The organism is Dyadobacter ginsengisoli DSM 21015 (assembly GCF_059568735.1).
In genome coordinates this window covers 1,293,527-1,317,141 of sequence record NZ_JCANTY010000001.1, presented here as the reverse complement: position 1 = coordinate 1,317,141, position 23,615 = coordinate 1,293,527, and the positions used below count along the sequence as shown (strand labels likewise).

The window sequence follows — 23,615 nt, the reverse complement described above, 5'->3', positions numbered from 1 at the left end:
GCATCCGAACAGCCCAAAATACCAGAAGGCCATCAAGCAACTGTAAAACAATACATTATATTTGTGGCATGTATTTTATACAATGTACTATGTAATACAATGTAGTGCCTGTTAGCCATGAAAATTCATTTGATAATCAATACCCATTCCGTGCTCTTACCATGATTAAGAACTATTTCAAAATTGCCTGGCGCAACCTTCGCCGGAACCGCGCTTTCTCAGCCATCAACATTTCCGGCCTCGCGATCGGACTGGCTTCCTGCATGCTGATCAGCCTGTACGTGATCGACGAGCTTAGTTTCGACCGGTTCAACGAGCACGCAGACCGCATTGTCCGCGTTTTCTTCAAGGCAAACATGCAGGGTGGCGAGATCAATGAGTCACATGTAATGCCTCCTACCGCCGGTGCATTGAAAAATGACTACCCGGAAATCCTGGAAGCGACCCGATTGCGCCACGGAGGCAAGCCGCTCGTTTTATTGAACAACAAAATCTATAACGACGAGAAGCTGGCATATGTAGACTCCAATTTTTTCCGGGTTTTTACGCTTCCATTCATCCAGGGCTCGCCTCAGAAGGCTCTATTGGAACCAAACACGATGGTCATTTCCGAAACCACAGCCATTAAATATTTCGGCAATACCAATGTCCTCGGGAAAACCATCACATTTAAAGATTGGAAGGCGACCTACCGCGTCACCGGCGTCATGAAAGACATCCCGGCCAATTCCCATTTCCATTTCGATATGCTGGGCGCTATGGCTACCATCGACGAGGCTAAATCAACCTCCTGGATGACATCCGAATTTTTTACTTATCTCCTACTTCAGGACGGTTACGATTATAAAAAACTGGAAGCAAAACTCCCTCGAACCGTCGAAAAATACGTCAGCCCGCAACTGAAACAGGCGATGGGTGTCACACTGACCGAATTCCGGAAAAAAGGCAACGACCTGGCGCTTCACCTTCAGCCATTAACTGACATCCACCTGCACTCCGATTTTCAGTATGATCTCGGTGTCAATGGCGACATGAACTACGTATACATTTTCGGAGCCGTAGCCGTGATCATGCTGCTGATCGCCTGCATTAATTTCATGAACCTCTCCACCGCGGGTTCATCCAGGCGTGCACGCGAGGTGGGCGTGCGGAAGGTGATGGGTTCAGAAAAAATCGAGCTGGTGGCCCAATTTCTGATGGAATCCATCTTGCTGACATCCATTGCGCTGATCGTGGCGACTATCCTATGCATCGTGGCATTGCCGCTCTTCAATGACCTCTCGGGAAAAACACTTAGCCTGCAATGGGACAGCATCCCCGGCCTGGTGCCTGCATTGCTTCTGTTTGGCTTATTCGTCGGCATTTTTGCCGGAAGCTACCCTGCGTTTTTCTTGTCGTCCTTCAAACCGGTAGCGGTGTTGAAAGGCGGCGCTTCGGTGATCAAGCTAAATTCTTCGGGCAGAAATATCAATCTGAGAAGCGGACTGGTCGTTTTTCAGTTCTTTGTCTCCATCACGCTGATGATCGGCACGACGGTGGTTTATCAGCAACTACAGTTTATCCGGAATAAGAAACTCGGCTATAACAAAGACCAGGTACTTGTGATCCCCTCCTGGTCACTAGGCAAAAACGAAGCCGCCTTCCGCGAAACCCTAATGAATGATTCCCGCGTCGCGCAGGTAAGCCTTTCCGGCTATGTACCGGCCGGGCCCTCGGACAATAACAATTTCACCGTCAATCCAAACGGCAACCCCGATCAATTCGTCAAAACGCTGCGCTACGAGGTCGACTACAACTATATGGCGACTCTTGGCATGAAAATGGCCTTCGGACGCAATTTCTCAAAAGCTTACGGCACCGACTCCTCCGCGATCATCATCAATGAAACTGCCGCTAAAACTTTTGGCTGGAAACCTGAAAAAGCGATTAACCAGACGGTTACCCGTAATAGCAACGAAGGGACGAAAGCGACCTACCACATCATCGGCGTGGTAAAAGACTTCCATTTCCGGTCGATGCACGAAAAGATCACGCCACTGGTAATGACGCTGAGCAATGGATGGGGATGGGTGCTGGTTAAGACGCGCAGCCGCGAGGTTTCGGGGCTGCTGGCGACGATGAAACAAAACTGGGACAGCTTCCGGACCGACATGCCGTTCAGCTACTCCTTTCTGGACGATCGCTTTAATGAAACATACAAAGCCGAACAAAAGACCGGCCAGATCCTGGGCACTTTTGCAGGACTGACAATCTTCGTTGCTTGCCTGGGCCTGTTCGGGCTGGCCACATTCACCGCTGAGCAACGGACCAAAGAAATCGGCGTACGGAAAGTGCTCGGGGCCTCGGTAGCCGGCATTGTCACCCTGCTTTCAAAAGACTTTCTCAAACTCGTGGGCATCGCGTTGATCGTGGCAATACCGGCTGCCTGGTGGCTCATGGACAAGTGGTTGCAGGAGTTTGCCTACAAAATCAGTATTTCCTGGTGGGTATTTGCACTGGCAGGGACCTTATCAATACTGGTGGCACTCTTTACAATTTCTTACCAGTCAGTCAAAGCCGCGCTGATGAACCCGGTTAAATCCCTTCGTTCCGAATAACACTTCCGAACATATTCGCGCACGTTGCGGACCATTTTCCGGTCCGTAATGTGCGTTCAATCAGTTGTCAACGGAATTTCTACTGCATTGCTGTGAAGTTGCTACCTTGCACGCAAGTGGCTTTTAGCAAGTATAAAACCGGCCACAACTCACATGCACACCACCATACATTGCCAGATCACCCGGCACACCTACGTTTTTCAAACCGGAGCCATTGTAGAGGTCCGGAAAAGAGTTACTGAAAAGAAACAAGGTGAGGCAGACTCCGGCTACCTGATCGCCGATACGGGCTACGGCCTCCCCGGTGCTATCCCTTTCGACGCCGTTAACCCATTAAACGACTTCAATCCATCGGGAGAAGCCTACTACGGCAAATGCCTCCTCACATCCGTCTCGAACTTTTCCAGGAATACCGGACCCGACGGGCAGGCCGACACAGGAACGCCCGGTATTGTGAAGCCGGAAAACGTGCGGGTCATCCACTATCCGGATTGCCAGCAACTTGTTTTCCACATGCCCGCGAACGCCCGGGACGCGCGAACATTCCGGATCACCAACCGCGCTTCCGGCGAGGCGATCGAAGAATGTCTGGTTGGAAACAGGCTGAATGGCAGTACTATGCTGCTAATCAATACGCTGCCCTATCCGCCCGGTTGCTACGAAATCGAAGCGGACTGGCCAGACGGGTGGACCCACCAGATCAGGTTTATCAAATTCAATGAGGGTTTCCCAAAATCCGGCTATTCCGACCCGCCGCCGCATGTACTCCGCGCCATACGTGGGGAAGAATTGCATTTACTGCCGTCATTCCCGGAAGAACCGGCCCCTAAACCCTCGGTGAGCAGTATTCGTCCCAAACCGCACGAAGGGTATGTTTCCCCTCCCGGCAATGTACGTATGGTCCAAAACGACCATGAATACCGGTTGTATGATTCCAATGGTGTCGAAATGGATTCCGGTTTCGACCACGAGAAATTGAAACAGGAAGTATTTGCCCGGTTCACACGCAGGCTGGAATACACCCAGAACGGCCGCGGTGGCAGCATTTACTACAAAGAAGGCGAACTGAACATTCATTTCGACTGGGAATTCGGGGGCGGTAACGCCGTGGTGATCATCTACATTCCCGAGGTAAAGCACTGGGAACCGCGAACGGGAACTCCCCTGTCCAGAAGGGACGAAATCCTGACATTCCTGTGCGAGCAGGTCATCCGGGACCAGGCACCGGGATGTCACTCCAAAATCTATTCCAACTCCATCAGCATTCTCTACTGAGATAGCCCCTGGAACGGTTATTGATGAGCAGTGTCTTCATCAAAATACATGATCATGGCACAAAATTCAGAAACGATCGAGACATTGAACGATCTTATCCTGATCAACAATGATCGCGTCGCCGGCTACGAGAAGGCCGAAGCAGAGGCCAATGAACTGGAAAACGATCTTCGTGCACTTTTTCGTGACCTGGCCGATGAAAGCCGCAGGCACGCGGCCGAGTTGAAAAACCTGGTGAGCACCCTGGGCGGCGAACCGGCCACAGGAACGATGCTCTCGGGGAAGTTGTATCGCGTCTGGATGGACATCCGCGCCACATTCACTTCCGATAACCGCAGAGCTGTTCTTGAAAATACGGAGGCGGGTGAAGACGCGGCCAAAAAGGCTTATGTAGAAGCTTTGCAGCAACCTTTACCGGCCGATATCCGGCGGGTTATCGAACACCAGCAAACCAATATCCGCACAGCCCACGACACGATCAGGCACGAGCGTGATCGCCAGCGTGATGTGTCACGATACCCGCTCACCACCTAGCAAAAAAGGCCGTTTGCACTGCCCCTAAGAAGTTACGTTTCTTGGGGGCATTTTTATGATCAGGAACACAAACCCCCGGGGCTAATTCGTGGCCGTTTCAACCTGTTACTGCAAAATCCAGACTTCCCGCACATTCAAGAAATATTTGTAATTCATTGATAATGAAATAGATATTTGAGAGTACTGATATTTTTTCAAACTTTTTCTTAAATTCCTGTAACCTTTCCCGGTACGGCTAGTTACCACATCAAAATCACCGCAAAGAGCAAGCTATTGAATACGCTGACCGACAATTCGCTAATGCTCCGGGTAAAAGCCGGAGACCTCGATAAGATGGGCTTGCTCTTCGAACGGTACAACAGACCGTTGTTCGCATTCTTCTATCATATGACGCATAAGCGGGATGCCAGCGAAGATCTGGTGCAGAATGTGTTCTACCGGATGATGAAATACAAACATACGTTCACCGGGGAGGGCGAGTTCAGGACCTGGATGTATCACCTGGGCCGTAATGCGCTCAATGACTGGGTGAAACAAAACAGGTCGTTCAATTTCTATGACGTCAACGAGGTCGCCGACCGGATCGCAGGCGGTGCCCTGGCCGATGAAAGTATCGAGCGGCAGCAGGACAAGGATTTTTTGCACGAAGCCATGGGCGCATTGAGCCCCGAATACCGGGAAGTGCTGATACTAAGCCGCTTCCAGGAAATGAAGTACGAGGAGATCGCCCGGGTTTTGAATATCAATGAGGGAACCGTCAAAGTGCGTGTGCACCGGGCATTGGGAGAATTGAAAAAAAGATTTTTTACAAATGAAAGAAGATAACGGCATGAACTGCGAATATACACGGGACCGATTGACCGAATGGCTGAACAACAATCTCAGCAAAACCGAGCAGATCGAGGTAAACAAGCACCTGGCACAATGCACGAATTGCCAGGAAGAGTTCGAGGCTGACAAGCAAATCTGGACCAACCTTGAAAAAATCAGGGTACCGGAGCCGTCGGAGCAGATGCGTGACAATTTCTACGCGATGCTCGATGACTTCAAGGAAAAGGAAAAAGCCGCGGTACGCTTCTCGTTTCATAGCATGATGGAAAGCATCCGGGAGTTTGTATTGCCACAATGGACTGTGCAGGTTGCATTCAGTCTGCTGCTCGTGGGCTTAGGCTGGGTGATCGGCAACAGGACTAACCGGACCAAGGTGTCCGTCACTGCCTATCAGCAGCAGATAGAAACCCTCGCCTCTCAGGTACAGGATATGAAAAGTACCATGATGCTATCGCTCCTGGAGAACCCTTCGGCCACTGAGCGTCTTCGGGCAGTGGGATACACTAGCGAGATCGCGCATGCCGACGATCGTGTCCTGGAAGCGCTGTTTGCCACCTTAAACAATGATCCGAACGTAAATGTAAGGCTTGTCACGCTTGAAGCGCTCACACAGTACGCCGACAATGCGACGGTACGCGAGGGGCTGGTGAAATCGCTCACTTCGCAGGATTCCCCGATGGTTCAAGTAGCCCTCGCCGACCTGATGGTAAAAATGCAGGAAAAGCGCTCTGTGAAGGCGCTACGGACATTGTTACAGAAAGAAGACCTGAATGACCTCGTCAAAGTGAAAATCGAGCAAACGATCAAAGACTTATCATAAAACCATAATCAACTATTAGCCATGAAGTATTTTGCAATCCCCCTGCTGGCGGGAGCAGTGTTCTGCTGTACCCAGGCCCCGGCCCAGAAGCTGGAATTCAAGGAACACGTCAGCAAAGCGTTTTCGGTGAACGGCAATGCCGCTACAAACACGCTGGCCATTTATAACATCAACGGATCCATCAAAGTGGAAGGCTACAACGGCGACAAAGTCGTACTGGAAATCGACAAAAAGATTTCAGCCAAGACCCAGGAAGTGCTCGACCAGGGCAAGCAGGAATTCCGGCTGGAAATTGAACAGGAGGCCGACAGCATTATCGCTTACATCGCCAATCCGTTCGATTCCCGACCGAACCGCAACCGGAGAAACTGGGACGGCCCGAAGATCCACTATAATTTTGAACTGGATTTCGTTGTGAAAGTACCCTATTCGCTCAACCTTCAAGTTTCAACGGTCAACGGGGGCGATATCAACGTCAACGATGTGGTCGGCTCACTGGGCGTCCGCAATGTGAATGGAGCGATCAAAATCGTCAATGCCAAGGGCCCGGCCAGTGTACACACCATCAATGGCAATGTGGAAGTGAATTATCTGACCCTGCCACCGGGTGAATCGGATTTCAAAACCCTGAATGGGGACATCAAGATCACCTATCCCACTTCCCTGTCCGTCGACTGCCAGTTCAAAACGTTCAACGGCGATTTTTACACCGACTTCCCTAACATAGAAAAGCTGCCCGTGAAGGTGGTCAAAAATGCAGAAAATCATGAAAACAAAACTGTCTATAAGCTCAGTACCGAAACGTTTATCCGCATCGGTAAGGGAGGCCCTACCTACAAGTTCGAAACTTTCAATGGCAATATCTATCTTAAAAAACAATCATAACAAAATGAAAACCCCGCGTATTCTGGCACTTATTGCACTCGCCGCATTCACTACCCTATCGGCACCCCTGCTGGCTCAAAGCGATCTCAAAGAACAACTGACCGTGCCGCTGAGCGATCCGGCGAAACCAGGCTCGCTGAAAGTAAACCTCGTCCGCGGCTCCATCCGCGTGACCGGGTACAACGGAAATCAGGTGGTGATCGACGCTACCTCCAAACAGGAGAAGCCCGAAAAGCCCAAAGAGAATGCCGAGGGCATGAAACGCATTTCGAAAAATGGTTCGCTGGACATTACTGCCACCGAAGAGAACAACATCGTGAGGATCAGCTCAAAACTCTTCAACACGCAAATGGAGTTGAATATCAAAGTCCCGCTGAAATTCGCATTGAACGTCGGAACGGTGAATGATGGCGATATCTTCATCGAAAATGTGGAAGGTGAAATGGAGATCACAAACGTCAATGGCGATATCCGGCTCACCAACGTTTCGGGTTCAGCCGTTGCCAACACGGTCAACGGTTTGCTGAAAGCGAATTTCAAGACGGTTGATGCAAAATCACCGATGGCATTCTCGACGCTGAACGGAAATGTTGATGTGACACTCCCTGCTACCGCGAAATTTGATGTTAAACTCAAATCCGACCGCGGCGAGATTTACAGCGACTTCGATGTGGACGTCGACAAATCCGTACCGCAGGCGAGCCGTACCGCCAAGGATGGCATGTACAAAGTCAGCATCGAAGACTGGGTAAAAGGCAAAGTCAACGGCGGCGGCAGCGAAATCATGATGAAGAATATGAACGGCAATATTTACGTCAGAAAGGCGAAGTAATACTGACTCATCTTTCTTCCAAGCCCCTGGCAGATCCTGCGCCAGGGGCTTTTTTATTGACCTGTACGGAAATTTTACTGTGTCGCCGCCGGCTATTCAATTGTCGCGCCGAGCTCGATGAGCATTTTCTGAAGTTCGTCGAGCTTTCTGGTCTTTACCGAAGCCATGATCTGCTCGGTGGTCGCCTCGGCGGTGGCGATGGCTTCGAGGTAAATCTTCTTGCCGGCATTGGCCAGTTTTACGTACGACACACGTGCATCCCGGCTGTTAGCCTCCCTTTTGACGTACCCCAATTTCTCCAACGGCGACAGCATCCGCGTGATTCCCGAGGCTGTCAGGCCGACTTTTTCGGCTACGTCAGTACGCCTCAGTTTCTCGTCCTGAGCATTGGCCAAATGGTGTAGAATCATGAATTCATTAAGGCTGATCCCGTGACTTCCCAGCTTCACATCGAAGCGTTTGGCAGTGACTGTCTGGATCATAGTGAGGTTCAAAAAGAGTCTGAGTTCCTGAGAAATAGTTGACATATAATTGAAATGTATTTGATTTATAATTGATACATACTTGACTTTTCAAGTATTATGCAAATATATAAATCTATTATTTGACTAGAAAACAAATGATTGTAAAATTTCAATATGAGCATACGAAGTACACTACCCCGAATGTGACCGGAGTAACTGGCGATAGCGTTCCAGCACACCGGACTTGGAAATGAAGCCGACGAACACCCCATCCGTTTTGACAACCGGCAAATTCCATGCGCCGGAATCGTCGAACTTTTTGACAATACGCATCACGTCGTCGAATTCGCTGATGACCACGACCGGCGGCTTGGCCAGGTGGGCAATCGTGAGCAGATCCTGCGCGTCGGGCCTGAAGAACAACGGACGGATATCGTCCATCGAAATGATCCCAGCCAGCTTCCCGCTTTCGTCCAGCACCGAAATCATGTTCCGCTTACCGGTGCGTACCAGATCGGCAAGTTCGTCCGGCGACGCATTGACTCCGATCACCTGGACGTCCTTGTCGATGAGGTCGGGAATATGAAGAAGCGAAAGCAGGTTTCTGTCATGCTCCCGCGTGAAAATTTTTCCTTCCCTCGCGAGGTTTGCCAGGTCGGGAGATACCGACGAAAACCATTTCGCCATCGAAAAAGAAATGACCGAGACCATCATGAGCGGGATAAAAAGATCATAACCGGAAGTCGACTCCGCGATCAGGAAAATAGCAGTCAGCGGTGCGTAAAGTACGCCGCTCATCACACCGGCCATACCCACGATTACCAGGTTATTGACCGGCACGTTTGTTACGCCCAACTGCACACAAAGGAGCGCGAAAGCATAACCTACCAACCCGCCCGCGAAAAGTGAAGGTGCAAAGTTACCACCGTTGCCGCCGGCGAAAATCGTAATGGATGCTGAAAAGGCTTTGAGCAGGCAAATTACCAGAACAAATATGATGACCACCCATTCGTGGTACCCAATAAACCGGAAGAAGCTGTTTTGGATCACTTCCTGCATTTGTCCGTTGGTAATGGCTTTGATGGTGTCGTAACCTTCTCCGAAAAGCGGTGGATACAGGACGCACAAAACCGACAAAACCGCCCCGCCCAGCATCGCTTTTTGAATGCGGCTAAGTTTCAGATGATGAAAACCCTGGTCGACATACCGCGCGATCGTCACGTAATAACGGGCATACAAACCACAAAGAATACCGAGGATCAGGTAGAAAAGCAGGTTATGATAGTCGAACGGATTGCGGGTCTTGAACTGGAAAAGCACCGATTCTTTCAGGAGAATCCTGGAAGTAAGACTGCCGCAGACCGCCGCGACGACCAGCGGTAAAAAGTCGGAAAAAACCACTCCTGTGAGCAATATTTCGAATGCGAACATCATCCCGGCAATGGGCGCGTTGAACGCGGAAGCGATACCCGCCGTCGCGCCCGCGGCCAGTAGTAAGGTCCTTTCGCGGTAGTCCAGCTTATAGGTCTGAGCGAAGTTGGAGCCAATCGCGGCGCCTGTCACTGCAATGGGACTTTCGAGCCCGGCAGACCCTCCCAACCCCACGGTAATGGCGCTCTGGATGATCTGCGAATACATTTTCACGGATGATACCACGCTCGAATTCCTGGCAATCTCATACAGGATTGCCGGAATACCTTTCCGGTCCTGCCCCTGGAAGACAAACAACACAACCAAGGTGGTTAATACAATACCCAAAAAGGGAAACAGAATGTAGAAGAATACCTGTTCTTCAAAATGGACCTTGTAGGTGATCACATAATGAATGTAATGCACGAGCGATTTGAGCAATACACCCGCCAGTCCGCAGGTGATACCCACCAGCACACCCGAGAAGATCAGAAACTGCGTGCGGGTCAGGATGCTTTTGAGCCAGAATATGATGATTTCGTAGCTACGGGCCTTACGGAGGCTGTAACGGGTGAAGTTCCTTCGGAACCTCAGGAAATTATAAAATTTCTTGATGCTGTTTTTATTCACAATCAGTCATTTACGGGTATAGGTCCGGCACAAGTCGCCCAATTCCGTTTCCGGCAAATCTCTTTGACCTCAAAATTCGTATGCATTAACAGAATAGCAAATTACATTCCCGTTTTGACGCAAGACCTCCAATATGATCAAAAGCCTTAAAATCACTTTCAGCATCATCCCGGTCTGGATAATTTACGTGATCGTGACAACTGGCCTGGAAAGCAACCTTTTCAAGGAGCGGGATTTTCTCGGATCTATTCCCTGGATGCGGGCTACACTTTGGGATTTTTACGCCAACGCTTTGGTTATCTACCTTTGGATTTGCTACAAGGAGCCCGGAATTCTTCTCAAAGTGATGTGGCTAGTGGCCATGATCTGCCTGGGCAGCATTGCCAGTTGCGTGTATATCCTCATCCAATTGTTCCGCCTCGGTCCCGGCGACGGCGTCAGGGAATTGCTATTGAACCGACATGATTGAGACACTCCTGCTTCCGGTCACGCTCAGCCTGCCTGCGTGTTGCCTCATTATGGCGGCAGTTTGGCTATGGGCCTACCGCATCCGCAATGCCGGTGTGGTGGATATTTTCTGGTCCTATAATTTCCCGGTTATTGCATTGATTTTACTTGGCTTCGCTGACGGCCTCACGCAACCGGTTTTGCTCCTGGCCGCCATGGTGATCGTATAGGGCCTACGGTTAGGCACACACCTTGCGAGGCGCGTATTCACCCATATACAGGTAGAGGAAGGCCGCTATGCACAGTTGCGAAAGGACTGGGCACCTTACGTCGACCGGCGGCTTTTCTGGTTTTTTCAGGCGCAAGGCCTTTCTAATGTGCTGCTGGCCACCCCGTTTTTTATTGCGACGGCCAATACCGCGTCTGAACTGTCGGCTTTTGGAATACTCAGGCGCTGCATTATGGCTCGTAGCCCTGGCAGGTGAAACTGCGGCCGACCGGCAGCTTGAAGTTTTCAAGAAAGCCCCGGAAAACAAGGAGAAAGTCTGCGATGTCGGATTATGGCGCTATTCCCGTCATCCCAACTACTTCTTTGAATGGCTGATATGGGTTTCATTCGCTGTATTTGCGCTGGGATCAGCATTCGGGTACATCGGCTTAGTCAGTCCGGCGATCATGCTCTACTTGCTGCTCCGCGTGACGGGCATTCCGGCTACCGAGGAACAAGCGGTCCGGTCCAAGGGAGCGCTGTACGAGCGATATCAACGCGAAACGAGCGCATTTGTACCGTGGTTCCACCGGTCCAGGCGTTAAACCCGCTCAGGTTTTCAATCCAAACGTTATTCTTTATCGTAGGTTAAAAACAATTTACCCCCACGACATTTATGTGGCTCGACAGCATTTTAGAAAAAGACCGGATCCCGGATTTCCTCATTCGCACACGCATACGCCAACTGCTGCAACAGCGTCTCGACGACGAGAATAAAGGTGACATGGAGCGGCAGCAGGAACACCTTTCGGCATTCATAGCAAAACTCAAGAACACTCCGATTGCCGTCAGCATAACCGATGCCAATGAGCAGCATTACGAGGTACCTACGGAATTCTATCAGTATTGCCTCGGCAAACACCTCAAATACTCCTCGGCGTACTGGAAACCGGGTGTATCCGATCTCGACACTGCGGAAAGCGATATGCTCGAACTTACCTGCGAACGGGCGGAATTGGCCAGTGGCCAGCAGGTGCTTGAACTCGGCTGCGGATGGGGCTCTCTTTCGCTGTACAGGGCAGTACGATATCCCGATAGTAATTTCACAGTCGTCTCTAGTTCCAGGACCCAAAAACAGCACATCGATGACCAGATTTCAAAGCGGGAGATCAGCAACCTGACTGTGCTGACCGCCGACATGAATACATTCGAAATCGACCAACGATTCGACAGGGTCGTTTCCGTGGAAATGTTTGAACACATGCGTAATTATCAGTTGTTGCTCAGCAAGGTAGCCTCTTTCCTGAAACCGGACGGCAAGCTCTTCATCCACATTTTTACTCATCGTGAATACGCTTATGTGTTCGAAGTAGTGGATGAAACAGATTGGATGAGTAAGTACTTCTTTACCGGCGGGGTCATGCCTAGCGACGATCTGATGTTCTATTTCAATGACGACCTGACAGTGAAAAAGCACTGGCATGTGAGCGGCAGCCATTACGGAAAAACCGCCGAGGCCTGGCTGGCGAACATGGATCTGCACAAAAAGCAGATAATGCCTATTTTCGATATGACTTACGGCCAGTCCCAGGCTCTGAAATGGTGGGTTTACTGGCGGGTGTTCTTCATGTTCCTGCGCCGAGCTCTGGAATTTCAATGCAGGCAATGAATGGATTGTGAGTCATTATCTGTTCGAAAAGCCCAAATCCAATGCCTAAGCTCATCCTTTGCATCGTTGTGTTCCTGGTATCTATGCTCACGATACTTCCCGCACCAGCCTATCCGTTCCGGATGCTCGCGATTATTATCGATGAATTTCCCTGGCTCTCGCTAGTCATCACCATAGCGTTACTGTTCCTGAACACCCGAGGCACCGTATACACGCAGCCGTGTACAGTCCTGCTGGCGGGCGCGCTGATCTTTTTTTCTACCCCGATAATACGCGCTGTTCTCTTAAAACAGGATCTGGACCGTCAGCTCTCCGATGCGCTCGGACCGGTTTTCAAACCATCACAGCAGCTTTCGGCAAACCCTTTCAGCATTGTAAAATTATTTAACATTGTTAGAGAATTGCCCTATCAGCGTAAAATCTATAAAAACGACCAAAAGGCGCCACTTTCGCTCGCATTCTACCCCTCGGTCCAAAAAGGTTTGCGGCCCTGTGTCATCGTGGTGCACGGAGGCTCCTGGAAAAGCGGGGACAATACCCAGCTGCCAGAACTGAATAGCATCCTGGCCAAGCAGGGCTATCATGTCGCAGCTATTAACTACCGGCTGGCACCGGACGCGAAATCGCCGGCACCGGTGGAAGATATACGGCATGTCCTGCATTTTCTCCGGACCCAGTCCGAAACGTGGCAGATCGACACCAGCCGTTTTGTATTGTTGGGGCGATCTGCGGGAGCACAAATCGCATTGCTGGCAGCCTATACCCTCAACGACCCGTCGATCAAAGGTGTAATCGATTTTTATGGACCAGCCGACATGGTCTGGGGTTATTCCGTTCCGTCCAATCCATTAGTTATGGATTCCAGAAAAGTGATGGAAGATTACCTGGGCGGGCCTTACGATCGGTTTGTTAAGAAATATGAAGACAGCTCCCCCATCCGTTTCGTCACGTCGCATTCCCCACCCACCTTGCTCATTCATGGTCAGAACGACGTGCTGGTCGCCTACGAGCACAGCCGTCGTTTGAACAAAAAACTGACGGAGCATCATGTAAGGCATTATCTGCTGACACTCCCGTGGGCCACACATGGCTTCGATTATAATATCAATGGTCCTGGCGGACAACTGTCTACCTATGCCGTGTCCTATTTTCTGAACACTGTCACCCGATAATATGCTGAAAACAGCGATCATAGGAACCGGTATTGCCGGAATGGGCTGCGGCCATTTCCTGAACGGACACAACGACATTACCCTGTACGAACAAAATGATTATGAAGGCGGGCACACCAACACCGTTATCGTCGACGAACAGGGGAAGCCGGTTTACATCGACACGGGTTTTATGGTTTTTAATTTTCAAACCTACCCGCTACTCTGCAAACTTTTCGAACAGATCCAGGCCCCGATCCGGAAAACCGATATGTCATTCAGCGTACAGCATAAGCCCAGCGGCCTGGAATACAGCGGTACCAGCCTCAATCATTTGTTTGCCCAGCGCACAAACCTCCTGAATTTACCCTACCTCAAAATGCTCGCTCAGATTGCCCGTTTCAACAGGGAGAGCGTCGCCGTACTCGATAACCCCAGGTACGCCAGCCATTCAATAGCGCAGTACATGCGGGAAGAGGATTATGGTGACGATATACTCTGGAAATACCTGATACCGATGAGCTCGGCAGTATGGTCCACCCCCATGGAAGAAATGCTTGATTTTCCGATTGTGACGCTGGTCCGGTTTTTCAAGAATCATGGATTTCTGGGTCTCGACACGCAGCATCAATGGCACACGCTTCACCAGGGCAGCAGGTCATACCGCGAGGTCTTAATCGCACCTTTTCGCGACAGGTTTCGGATCAATACAAAAGTCGCGAAGATAGTACGTGCAGGCGTGCGCGCGATCGTACAATGCACAGACGGCACCGAAGAGAGCTACGACCGGGTAATCGTCGCCAGCCATGGCGACCAGGCCCTGCGTATGCTCGACGCTCCCACAGACACGGAACAGCGCCTTCTCTCTTGTTTCAAATACCAATACAACAAGGCCGTGCTTCACACCGATGCGGCCGTTATGCCCAAAACAAAGCGCGCGTGGAGCAGCTGGAATTACCGCATTACCCATGAAAATGACCGCCTGAGACCCAGCACTATATATTGGATGAACCGCCTTCAGAATGTTTCAGAACACGAAAACTACTTCCTCTCCATTAATCCACACGACGATCTGGATCCCCGTGCGATCATCCGGGAAATCGACTATGAGTACCCTCTGTTCGATATCCCGGCCATCAACGCACAGGCAGAACTCAGCACGTTGAACGCCGATGGCCCCGTCTACTTCTGCGGCAGCTACTTCAAATACGGGTTTCATGAACACGCATTTGCGAGCGCAGTCCGCCTTTGCTCGCATTTGACAACAATGAATTTTTTGCGACTTTTCTTGATCCTACCCTGACTTATTCCAGCGCCTATTTCAGGACCGATGATATGAAGCTGGAAGAAGCGCAAACAGAGAGAAATACGATCGGCTTTGCCGTAAACTCAACCTCCGCCACACCGACCATGTGCTGGAAATCGGCAGCGGCTGGGGCGGTAACGCCATTTATATGGCACGAAACTACGGCTGTCGGGTTACTTCAGTTACCTTGTCGGTCGAACAGCAGAAACTGGCCACAGAACGTATCGCGGAGGCTGGTCTGTCGCACAGGGTCGAAGTGGTTTTGCAGGATTACCGCACCATCACAGGCAAGTTCGATAAGATCGTCTCCATCGAAATGCTGGAAGCCGTCGGGCACCGCTACCTGAAGTCTTATTTCCGGAAATGTACAGAACTGCTCGAAAAAGAAGGTATTCTGGCTGTGCAGGTAATTGTATGTCCCGATTCCCGCTACGATAGCCTTCGAAAAGGGGTAGATTGGATACAGAAGCATATTTTCCCAGGATCGTTGTTACCGTCGGTCGGGGCTATCAACGAAGCGGTGAACGCGGCCGGCGACCTGACGATGATCGACCTGAAAGAGCTCGGGTTGCATTATGCCAGGACTTTGAGACTCTGGCTTGCGGAATTTCAGGCAAATCTCCCCCGCGTACAGGCGTTGGGTTTCGACAGCATATTTACCCGCAAATGGGTTTATTTACCTTTGCTACTGCGAAGCTGCGTTCCTGATGCGCAACATCAGTGTTATCCAGGTCGTTTACAGCCGCCCGAACAACAGGCAGATCTGATAAGACAAAACCCGTCGCATAAATACACGACGGGTTCCAAGATGGCTTTTCTTTTCAATATTTAGTTGGCTCGAGCCAGCTGCACTTCCAGCCGGATATCTACATTCCGGTCGTTGCCATTGTAACGGGAGTTATAGCCGCCGGTACCGATACCCACACCCATTCCGCCGCCCATGCCGATACCGCCTCCGAGGCCGATACCGATGCGCGGACTAAAACCGGAGTTAGAAGACGATTGTCCGTCAACCTTGATGCTCATGCCCATCATGGATGTTTCCCTGGCATTTACCGCCATTAAGGCAAACGGGATCGCGATCTGTTCGGTCAACTCGCCATTCCGGTCCATAGAAATGTGGGATTTGATGCTACCATCAGGCCTTACGAGATCTATCAAATGCTGGCCTTCCTTATCTTTCCAAACTGCCTCTTTGTTGTAAGAATCCAGCAGCAAATCGAGGCCCAGGCTGTTTGGAAGGTCTGTTTCGATCCTTTTTAACGCCTTTCTGTCCTCCTTCGCAACCACGGGGAATATGAGTGCATACGATTCTTTTCTTTGGCCTTCCGGGCTGAATGCAATTTTAAGTCCACTGCTCAGAATGTTCTGAATCGTGGACGGGTCCTTGGTTTTCAACGTGATGTATACGTACTGGTCGTCGTTGATGATCCCGTATTTCAACCGGGAACGCTGGTCCTGCTGGTCAGGCTTGATCTCGTCGACATACGAGAAAGGCGCATTCCACTTCGATTCATAGGGCATGGTTTTAGAGGAGCTGCAAGCGCCGAGGGCAATCAACAGTAGCAGAGACCAACTGTTCTTTATAGTTTTCATTTTGTTGGTTATAACGATTAGAATTACTCTTGTAACAACGAAATCCTGCAATTAATCATTACGACAAACTATAACAAATCGTTGCATCTCAATCCCGCACCACCGCCGACAGGAGCATTTCTATCTTTCTGTGCAGTTTTTCGGGTTCGAATGGCTTCGAAAGCGTGTCGTTCATACCGGCTTCCAGCGCTTGTGCGACCTCCTCCGGCAATACCGTGGCCGACAACGACAAAATGGGCGTGTCGATGCGCAGTTCCTCGCGTGCAAACCGGGCCGCCTGAAAACCATCCATCTCCGGCATACGTGTATCCATGATGATCAGGTCGAAAGTTTCGTGGCGCAGCTGCTCTACGGCTTCCTTCCCATTCCCCACTATCGTCGCATCCAACTGCCAGGTTTTCAGGTATTTCCTCAGCAAGAGTGCATTAATGGGGTTGTCTTCGGCAACCAATACCCTCTTTCCTTCGAATGGCGGCAGATCCTGAAAGGGAACAACCGGACTTACATTTTCAACTTTCTCATCAGCGTCTCGCAGGATCAGTGTGAAGAAAAACTGACTGCCATGATTATAACGGCTGTTGACTTCCAGCTCGCTTCCCATCAGGCGAACCAGCTTCTGAGAGATTGTCAGTCCGAGTCCGGTGCCACCGTACTGGTGCGAAGTATTTTCAGAGGCCTGACCATATTCCGAAAAAATATTGGAAAGGTGTTCTTCCGACATTCCGATACCGGTGTCCTCCACGGTAAACCGGATCGTATGTCCACCCTGGGTTGCTGCCAGATGCTCTATTTTAAGGGTCACAGTGCCGGTTTCCGTGAATTTCAATGCATTACCCACCAGGTTCAGCAGAATCTGCTTCAGTCGCATTCCGTCTACCATCACACATTCGGGTACTTTCTCTCCTATAGTACATTTCAGTACCAGCTTTTTTTCATCAGCCTTGAACTGCATCAGGTCGATGATGCCTTTGGCCAGCAAACGCACGTCTGTGGATACCGGGATGATGGAGAATTTCCCTTCATCTATTTTCGAGATATCGAGAATATCATTCAGGATGTTCAACAGCGACCCGGATGATTGCCGCAGCATTTCGACGAGTTCGCGCTGATTGCTGCTTAGTTCCGTCGCGCCAAGCAGGTTACCCAAACCGATGATGCCGTTTAGTGGCGTGCGGATCTCATGGCTCATATTTGCCAGGAACGCTTCCTTGGTTTTACGGGCCTTCTCCGCCTGTGCCTGCGCGTCGATCAGCGCCAGTTCGTGGGCCTTACGCTTCTCTACGTCATGGAGGTTGACGAATAGCAAGCGGTTTTTATACATAATGCGCAATTCCAGCCAGACCGGCTGTTGCAGCCTTCCGTAAAACTGGTCTTCCACGACGATGGTCTCCCCTCCCACATAGCTCCGTTTCACCAGCACGTCACGCAACGAGGAGCGCAAAGGATCCACCAGCAGGTCGAGAATAGATGTTTTTACCAGCGCAGAGGGCGGGACGCCCAGAATCGTTTCGACCGAGGGATTAACCGAAAGAATGGAACCTGTTTCCGGTTCAACGGTAGCGATGATGTCGGGCGAATTCAGGACGATCGTCGCGTAGTTTTCCAGTAGCTTATTCTTGTCCCTGATGTCACGCTGACTCCGTGCAAGTTTAATCAGTGAATCGACTTTCGCATTGGTAATGTAGGGATCAAGCGGTTTGTAGAGGTAGTCGATGGCCCCTGTCTTCAAACCCCTGACCGCATACGTTGTTTCTTTGGAAATGGCAGTAACGAAAACGATCAGGATTTCTCGGGTCTTGGGATTGGAAAAAAGTGTTTCCGCAAACTCAAAACCGTCCATTCCAGGCATTTGCACATCTACGAGTGCAACCGCGATATCACTCTCCCAGACGATCCTTAATGCCTCGTTTGGCGAGGTAGTGGCATAGATGTCTATATCGTCGCGGTTCAGGATCGCTTTGAGCGAGAAGAGATTTTCCTCGCGGTCATCCAGCAATAAAAGCTTAGTATTTTCCATGAATTACGTTGAGTAGCTAATAAAGTAAGTCGTTGATCACTGAAAACAAATCGCCATCGCGCAATATCGTATGCTTCTCATACTCCCGAAGCGCTTCTGCCGGCATCCGTGGCGACTCTGCGGAATTCGGGTCTTGTACATAAGTGGGAAACCCTTTTTCCGCCAATGCTTTCATTCCCATCGCACCATCGGCGCTGGAACCTGAAAACAGCATCGCAGCCTTCACCGGAATGCCCGAAACGGCTGCCGACACAAACGTGGCGTCGATAGAGGGCCGGGAAAAAAAATCTTTGTCCGAAACATCATAGTAAAACCGCCGGTCCGGCCCGATCAGCAAATGGTAATCCGGGTAAGCGAAATAAACGCTGTTTTGCTCAATGTGATCCAGATGATAAGGCTCACTCATATATACATCCGTTTTATTCCTGAATAATTGCGGCAAAACCGCAGTACTCGATTTACCCCTGTGCAGCACGAATATCAATGCAAAAGACAACGGGCTTTTCAGCATTTTGAGCATTTCTTCAAATATGGCAAAGCTGCCCGACGAGCCACCGATCAGTATCAGATTTAGCGGTTCGGCGTCCGGTGCTTTCATTTGATTTTCTGGTAAATGTTCAGCGTTGCGTCAATTACCTTGAAATGGTCTTCCAACCCGGAATAGCGCAACGTCTCCCGCTTGCCGAGGCAAAGAAAACCCAACATGCTGAGACTATCATACAAAAGTCTGAATACTTTTTGCCTGAGTTCCAATGTAAAATAGATCATTACGTTGCGGCAGCTGATAAACTGAAACTCATTGAAAACTCCGTCACCTGTCAGGTCGTGCATGGAAAAAACGATGTTTTTTCTCAGCTCCGGAGAAATCACAGCCTTGTTGTAGGCAACACGGTAATACTCCGATAATGAATGTGAACCGCCCGCCTGTATGTAGTTCTCCGAAAACGTACGCACATTACTCAAAGTAAAGATCCCTTCCCGTGCTGCCGAAAGTACCCGGTTGCTCAGATCCGTGGCGTAAATCAGCGAACGGCTCATAAAACCTGCTTCCTGCAACAGGATAGCCATCGAATAGGCCTCTTCGCCCGAAGCGCAACCAGCCACCCAGAACCTCAACATCGGATAGGATTCCAGGTAATTGAAAACCTCCGTGCGGACTTTTATAAAAAAATCCGGGTCCCGGAACATTTCAGAGTAGTTGACTGTCAGCTCCTGGATCAGATCGTACACAATGCTTCCGCCGGGTTCGATGTGCAGTAACAACGCATCCAGGTTCATTCTGTGCCTGGTGAGATAGCGGCTTGCCCGCCGGAGCAGGGATGGGCGTGCGTATCCCGAAAAATCGAAACCCGAAATCTCCCGGATACGCCTGATCAGTATTTCCAGCTCAGAATATTCCATTAAAACCATAACTAGGCTGAATGCAACCAGACTTTGATGAGGGATAGCAATTTATCCACATCCACCGGTTTCGAAATGTAATCATTGGCACCTGCTTCCAGGCATTGCTCCCGGTCGCCCTGCATGGCCTTGGCCGTTACGGCGATGATCGGAATATTTACCCACCTGCTCTGCTGACGGATCAGCCGCGTTGCTTCGATACCATCCATTTCAGGCATCATCACGTCCATCAGCACCAGTTCGATCCCATCGGTTTCTTCCAGCTTTCTGATCGCCTCTTTACCGTTCGTGGCGATTTCGATGTTGAATCCGGCTTCTTCCAACACCGCGCTTAATGCGAAAATGTTGCGCATGTCGTCGTCTGCCAGGAGTATTTTTTTTCCGACAAATATCTGCTCCGCATTAACCACCGGGTTACTGAATGCTTCTTCCCGTACCTCGGGCTCTTTCAACTTCGGCTGGATCTTTTTCAGGAAGAGCTTTACTTCATCCAGCAGGCGTTCGTTCGATTTCTTGGTTTTGATCACCACGGGGTGCGAGTATTTCATCACGCGCGCCAGATCCGATTGTGTGAGATCCTCGGCGGTGTTTACCACCACCGGAATGTCGTTCCATTCGGTATTTTTCTTGATGATGTCGAGCAGGTCGAGCCCATTCATATCCGAGAGCCGCACGTCCAGGATAATACCGTCGACTGTCTCGCGTTCCAGAATGTCCAGTGCTTCCTGGGCCGTGTAGGCATACAGCACAAAAATGTTGTTGCCCACCAGGAATTCGCCCAGGTACTGACTTTGGTATGCATCATCCTCCACGAGCAGAATGCGCTGCTTGTCCAGGTCTTTTCCTTCCAGCTTCAATGCGTTGAAAATATGCTGGGCGGACCGTTCGTCAACGGGTTTCTGCATGAAGCCTATCGCCCCGTTTTTGAGCAGATCCTCATCCACATAATCTCCCGACGATACGGTATGGACGGGTATCAGGCGCGTTCGCGTATCGTTTTTCAGCTCTTTTAAAACCTCCTCGCCGGAAATATCAGGGAGGTTCATATCCAGGATAATGGCCGTCGGGTTGAATGTCTTCACCAACTCCAATCCGCTCCTGCCATCCGTCGCTGTCTGCACCTCAAAACCACTCTGTCTTGCCTTGGATGACATATCGGCTGCAAAAACCTCGTCGTCCTCTATCAGAAGCAGTCTCCGCGCTTTACCATTGTCGGCCAATGCCGGAGTAAAGGAAGGACCGGATTGAGCAAGCTTGTTTGCCGGCTCGATATGATCCGGCGTTTCCTGTTCCTCTTCCGTAATCAAGGGTATTCTCAATGTAAATACCGATCCCTCACCTGGAGTGCTCTTCAAGGCAATGGCCCCTTTGAATAAGCCTGCCAGTTCGCGGCTGATCGAAAGTCCCAGACCGGTACCGCCGTATTTGCGGCTGGTGGAACCGTCGGCCTGCTGGAATGCCTCAAAAATCGAGCTTTGTTTCTCGAACGGAATGCCAATCCCCGTGTCTGCTACTTCAAAGTGCAAATAATCGCCTACGAGGTTGATACGCAGCGACACCTTGCCGGGTGCGGAAGTGAACTTCACTGCATTGGAAATCAGGTTGCGAAGTATCTGTAACAAACGGGTGTGGTCGATGTACAGGTTGTCGGGACAGGACTCGTTTTTTTCGATCTGCAATACAAGTCCCTTATTTTCGGCCACCTTCTGGAATGTGTTCCTTATTTCCGACAGGATGCGTTCCGTGGTTACGTGCTCGTGGATCAGCTCTATTTTGCCTGCTTCCACTTTCGCCAGATCCAGAATGTCGTTAATGAGCGTCAACAAATCGTTCCCCGAATTGTAGATCACCGACGCATAACGTTGCTCCTCTTCGCTGAGTCTCGCGGCCTTATTCTCACCCAGAATGCGGGAAAGGATCAGTATACTATTGAGCGGCGTGCGTAGTTCGTGGCTCATATTGGCCAGGAATTCACTCTTAAACCGCCCGCTTCGCTCCAATTCGTCGGCTTTGATCTGGATCTGATCGCGCGCCTCCTCGATCGTGCGCTTCTGCTCTTCCAGCATAAATGCCTTTTCTTCGAGCTCGGTATTGATCTGTTTCAATTCCTCCTGCTGCACCCGAAGCTCCTCCTCTGAAACTTGCAACAGCGATGTCTGGCGCGTGAGTTCTTCATTCGTTACACGCAATTCTTCCTGCTGGCTTTCCAGTTCTTCGGCCTGCAATTGCGTTTTTTCAAGCAGTTCGTTGGCAGTCTGCCGTGCACGTGCGGCCATAACAGCCACAGCGACGTTATCAGAAACCATTTCGAGCAATTTCATTGTTTTCGGTCCCGGATCTTGCAAATAGGCGATCTCGATCAATGCAGTGACTGCATTTTCGAATATGATATTTTTCAGCAGAACCACCCCAGAGCTCGTCTGGCCGGTTGCCGTCTGCACTCTGAGGTAGCCCGGGGAGACATCCAGCCGTTTGAGATCCAACCGGTCCGAAGCAACCTGGCCAAGAATACCATCACCGAAACGAATATACGCAGGTACGTCGCGTAATTCAGACGTCCCGTACGCGGCCGACCGTTCGAGAACATCACCGGAACGCGTTACGAGGTACATCACCGCAACCTGGGCTCCCGTGATCGTGGCCAGGCTATGCAGCAGTTTATCAGACAGTTCCGTTAGAGTTGGCTCTCCCCGCACCGCGCTGGACAGATCGATCGCCGCGTTCAGTATCCAGTTTTTCTCCTGGTCTTCCGCGGCCAATGTTTCAAGCTGCTTGTTCGCCAGCAACATTGCATTTTCGGATGCGACCTGCGCGAGGTAAGTCTTACGGATAAAATAATACAACAGGAGGATTACCAGGAAAAACACCGAAGATCCCAGCAGAATATACTGTTTGGCCCTGGAAGAACTGATAGAAGCGATCTGTTCCCTTTCGATCAGCAGCCCCTCCTCCACATTTTCGATACGCCGGAAATTGAACTCTATCTGCGAAGCCACTTCTTTACCAGCCAGCACGATTTTCTGAATGGTGTCGGTATTGTATTTGCCCGCCTTTAAAATTTCATACTGGCGATGCATGAGCGATAGTCTCATCTGCAACAGGCTGGAAAGCGAATCGACCCTCGCGCTCTGTATCTTGTTATCACGTACCAGCTTACGGAACGCATCGGTTTGGTCCCAGATCTCATTGGAGGCCTGCAGATAAGCTGTTTCGAAGGAGCCGTTTCCGGTAATCGCAAACCCGCGGACGTTGGCTTCGGCAGTGAGCAGATGATTTTTCAGAACAGAAGAAACGCGTATTACCTCCCTCGTATGGTCCACCCAGGCCGCATTTTCCTGCTGTATGATGATCGCATTATAGGAAACGTAACCGACAGCAAGAACCAAAAGAATTGAAAATGAGATTCCCAGTAAAACCTGACGCTGAAAAGTAAGCTGCATAAACGTTGAATAAACATGTAGAAATAATATTCAGTGTGTGTTTTGTAGATCGTTTGGAAAAATAAAGCATTCTGACGGTATTTCGGCAGATTTACAGCGTTT

General features: G+C 50.4%; 21 protein-coding genes and 1 pseudogene. 15 read left to right on the top strand and 7 right to left on the bottom strand.

Annotated elements, in window-relative coordinates:
* Positions 1–161 precede the first annotated feature (161 nt).
* From BP71_RS04870 to BP71_RS04840, 7 genes are all read left to right on the top strand, one after another.
* Positions 162–2,597 (top strand): ABC transporter permease, encoded by a 2,436-nt coding sequence (locus tag BP71_RS04870; RefSeq protein ID WP_496377182.1) that lies wholly within the window; start codon positions 162–164, stop codon positions 2,595–2,597.
* Between the two features lie 153 nt (positions 2,598–2,750).
* Positions 2,751–3,872, top strand: coding sequence for a hypothetical protein (locus BP71_RS04865; RefSeq protein ID WP_496377180.1), 1,122 nt, complete (start codon positions 2,751–2,753; stop codon positions 3,870–3,872).
* A gap of 54 nt (positions 3,873–3,926) precedes the next feature.
* Entirely contained in the window at positions 3,927–4,406 is a 480-nt protein-coding gene (locus BP71_RS04860; RefSeq protein WP_496377178.1) for a ferritin-like domain-containing protein, read from the top strand.
* Positions 4,407–4,706: 300 nt separating this feature from the next.
* Positions 4,707–5,231, top strand: a complete 525-nt coding sequence (locus BP71_RS04855; RefSeq protein WP_496377748.1) for an RNA polymerase sigma factor — start codon at positions 4,707–4,709, stop codon at positions 5,229–5,231.
* Positions 5,218–6,057 (top strand): HEAT repeat domain-containing protein, encoded by an 840-nt coding sequence (locus tag BP71_RS04850; RefSeq protein WP_496377176.1) that lies wholly within the window; start codon positions 5,218–5,220, stop codon positions 6,055–6,057. The genes BP71_RS04855 and BP71_RS04850 overlap by 14 nt, the downstream gene beginning before the upstream one ends.
* Positions 6,058–6,078: 21 nt before the next feature.
* Positions 6,079–6,942, top strand: coding sequence for a DUF4097 family beta strand repeat-containing protein (locus tag BP71_RS04845; protein ID WP_496377174.1), 864 nt, complete (start codon positions 6,079–6,081; stop codon positions 6,940–6,942).
* A 4-nt stretch (positions 6,943–6,946) separates the two neighbouring features.
* Positions 6,947–7,774 carry a DUF4097 family beta strand repeat-containing protein gene (locus BP71_RS04840; protein WP_496377172.1) on the top strand — a complete coding sequence of 276 codons (828 nt, stop codon included), beginning with the start codon at positions 6,947–6,949 and terminating at the stop codon, positions 7,772–7,774.
* A 92-nt stretch (positions 7,775–7,866) separates the two neighbouring features.
* On the opposite strand, the gene BP71_RS04835 is transcribed toward BP71_RS04840, so the two are convergent.
* Complete coding sequence (locus BP71_RS04835) at positions 7,867–8,301, bottom strand: MarR family winged helix-turn-helix transcriptional regulator (protein WP_496377170.1); 435 nt, start codon at positions 8,299–8,301, stop codon at positions 7,867–7,869.
* Positions 8,302–8,430: 129 nt separating this feature from the next.
* Positions 8,431–10,278, bottom strand: coding sequence for a chloride channel protein (locus tag BP71_RS04830; protein WP_496377168.1), 1,848 nt, complete (start codon positions 10,276–10,278; stop codon positions 8,431–8,433).
* Between the two features lie 133 nt (positions 10,279–10,411).
* Here BP71_RS04830 and BP71_RS04825 point away from each other — a divergent pair, with 133 nt between their 5' ends.
* The 8 genes and pseudogenes from BP71_RS04825 to BP71_RS04790 all read left to right on the top strand — a co-directional run.
* Positions 10,412–10,747: a DUF1475 family protein gene (locus tag BP71_RS04825; RefSeq protein WP_496377166.1), complete on the top strand. Its 336-nt coding sequence runs from the start codon at positions 10,412–10,414 to the stop codon at positions 10,745–10,747.
* Entirely contained in the window at positions 10,740–10,955 is a 216-nt protein-coding gene (locus BP71_RS04820; protein WP_496377164.1) for a hypothetical protein, read from the top strand. Before BP71_RS04825 ends, BP71_RS04820 begins: the two co-directional genes overlap by 8 nt.
* 45 nt (positions 10,956–11,000) lie before the next feature.
* Positions 11,001–11,210, top strand: coding sequence for a DUF1295 domain-containing protein (locus tag BP71_RS04815; RefSeq protein WP_496377747.1), 210 nt, complete (start codon positions 11,001–11,003; stop codon positions 11,208–11,210).
* Entirely contained in the window at positions 11,164–11,538 is a 375-nt protein-coding gene (locus tag BP71_RS04810) for a DUF1295 domain-containing protein (RefSeq protein WP_496377162.1), read from the top strand. Before BP71_RS04815 ends, BP71_RS04810 begins: the two co-directional genes overlap by 47 nt.
* A gap of 71 nt (positions 11,539–11,609) precedes the next feature.
* Positions 11,610–12,602 (top strand): SAM-dependent methyltransferase, encoded by a 993-nt coding sequence (locus BP71_RS04805; RefSeq protein WP_496377160.1) that lies wholly within the window; start codon positions 11,610–11,612, stop codon positions 12,600–12,602.
* Between the two features lie 41 nt (positions 12,603–12,643).
* Complete coding sequence (locus BP71_RS04800) at positions 12,644–13,774, top strand: alpha/beta hydrolase fold domain-containing protein (RefSeq protein ID WP_496377158.1); 1,131 nt, start codon at positions 12,644–12,646, stop codon at positions 13,772–13,774.
* A 1-nt stretch (position 13,775) separates the two neighbouring features.
* Entirely contained in the window at positions 13,776–15,056 is a 1,281-nt protein-coding gene (locus BP71_RS04795) for an NAD(P)/FAD-dependent oxidoreductase (RefSeq protein WP_496377156.1), read from the top strand.
* A gap of 70 nt (positions 15,057–15,126) precedes the next feature.
* Positions 15,127–15,891: pseudogene (locus tag BP71_RS04790) on the top strand (class I SAM-dependent methyltransferase); the annotation flags it as partial.
* Here BP71_RS04790 and BP71_RS04785 read toward each other — a convergent pair.
* The 5 genes from BP71_RS04785 to BP71_RS04765 form a co-directional block, all read right to left on the bottom strand.
* Positions 15,888–16,655 (bottom strand): hypothetical protein, encoded by a 768-nt coding sequence (locus BP71_RS04785; protein WP_496377154.1) that lies wholly within the window; start codon positions 16,653–16,655, stop codon positions 15,888–15,890. The pseudogene BP71_RS04790 and the gene BP71_RS04785 overlap by 4 nt on opposite strands.
* A gap of 88 nt (positions 16,656–16,743) precedes the next feature.
* Positions 16,744–18,672, bottom strand: coding sequence for a response regulator (locus BP71_RS04780; protein ID WP_496377152.1), 1,929 nt, complete (start codon positions 18,670–18,672; stop codon positions 16,744–16,746).
* A 16-nt stretch (positions 18,673–18,688) separates the two neighbouring features.
* On the bottom strand, positions 18,689–19,270 hold the full coding sequence (locus tag BP71_RS04775) for a chemotaxis protein CheB (protein WP_496377150.1): 582 nt from the start codon (positions 19,268–19,270) through the stop codon (positions 18,689–18,691).
* Positions 19,267–20,073, bottom strand: coding sequence for a CheR family methyltransferase (locus tag BP71_RS04770; protein ID WP_496377148.1), 807 nt, complete (start codon positions 20,071–20,073; stop codon positions 19,267–19,269). The genes BP71_RS04775 and BP71_RS04770 overlap by 4 nt, the downstream gene beginning before the upstream one ends.
* Before the next feature lie 11 nt (positions 20,074–20,084).
* A complete protein-coding gene (locus BP71_RS04765; protein ID WP_496377146.1) occupies positions 20,085–23,513 on the bottom strand; it encodes a response regulator in 3,429 nt (1,142 codons plus the stop codon).
* Positions 23,514–23,615: the final 102 nt, after the last annotated feature.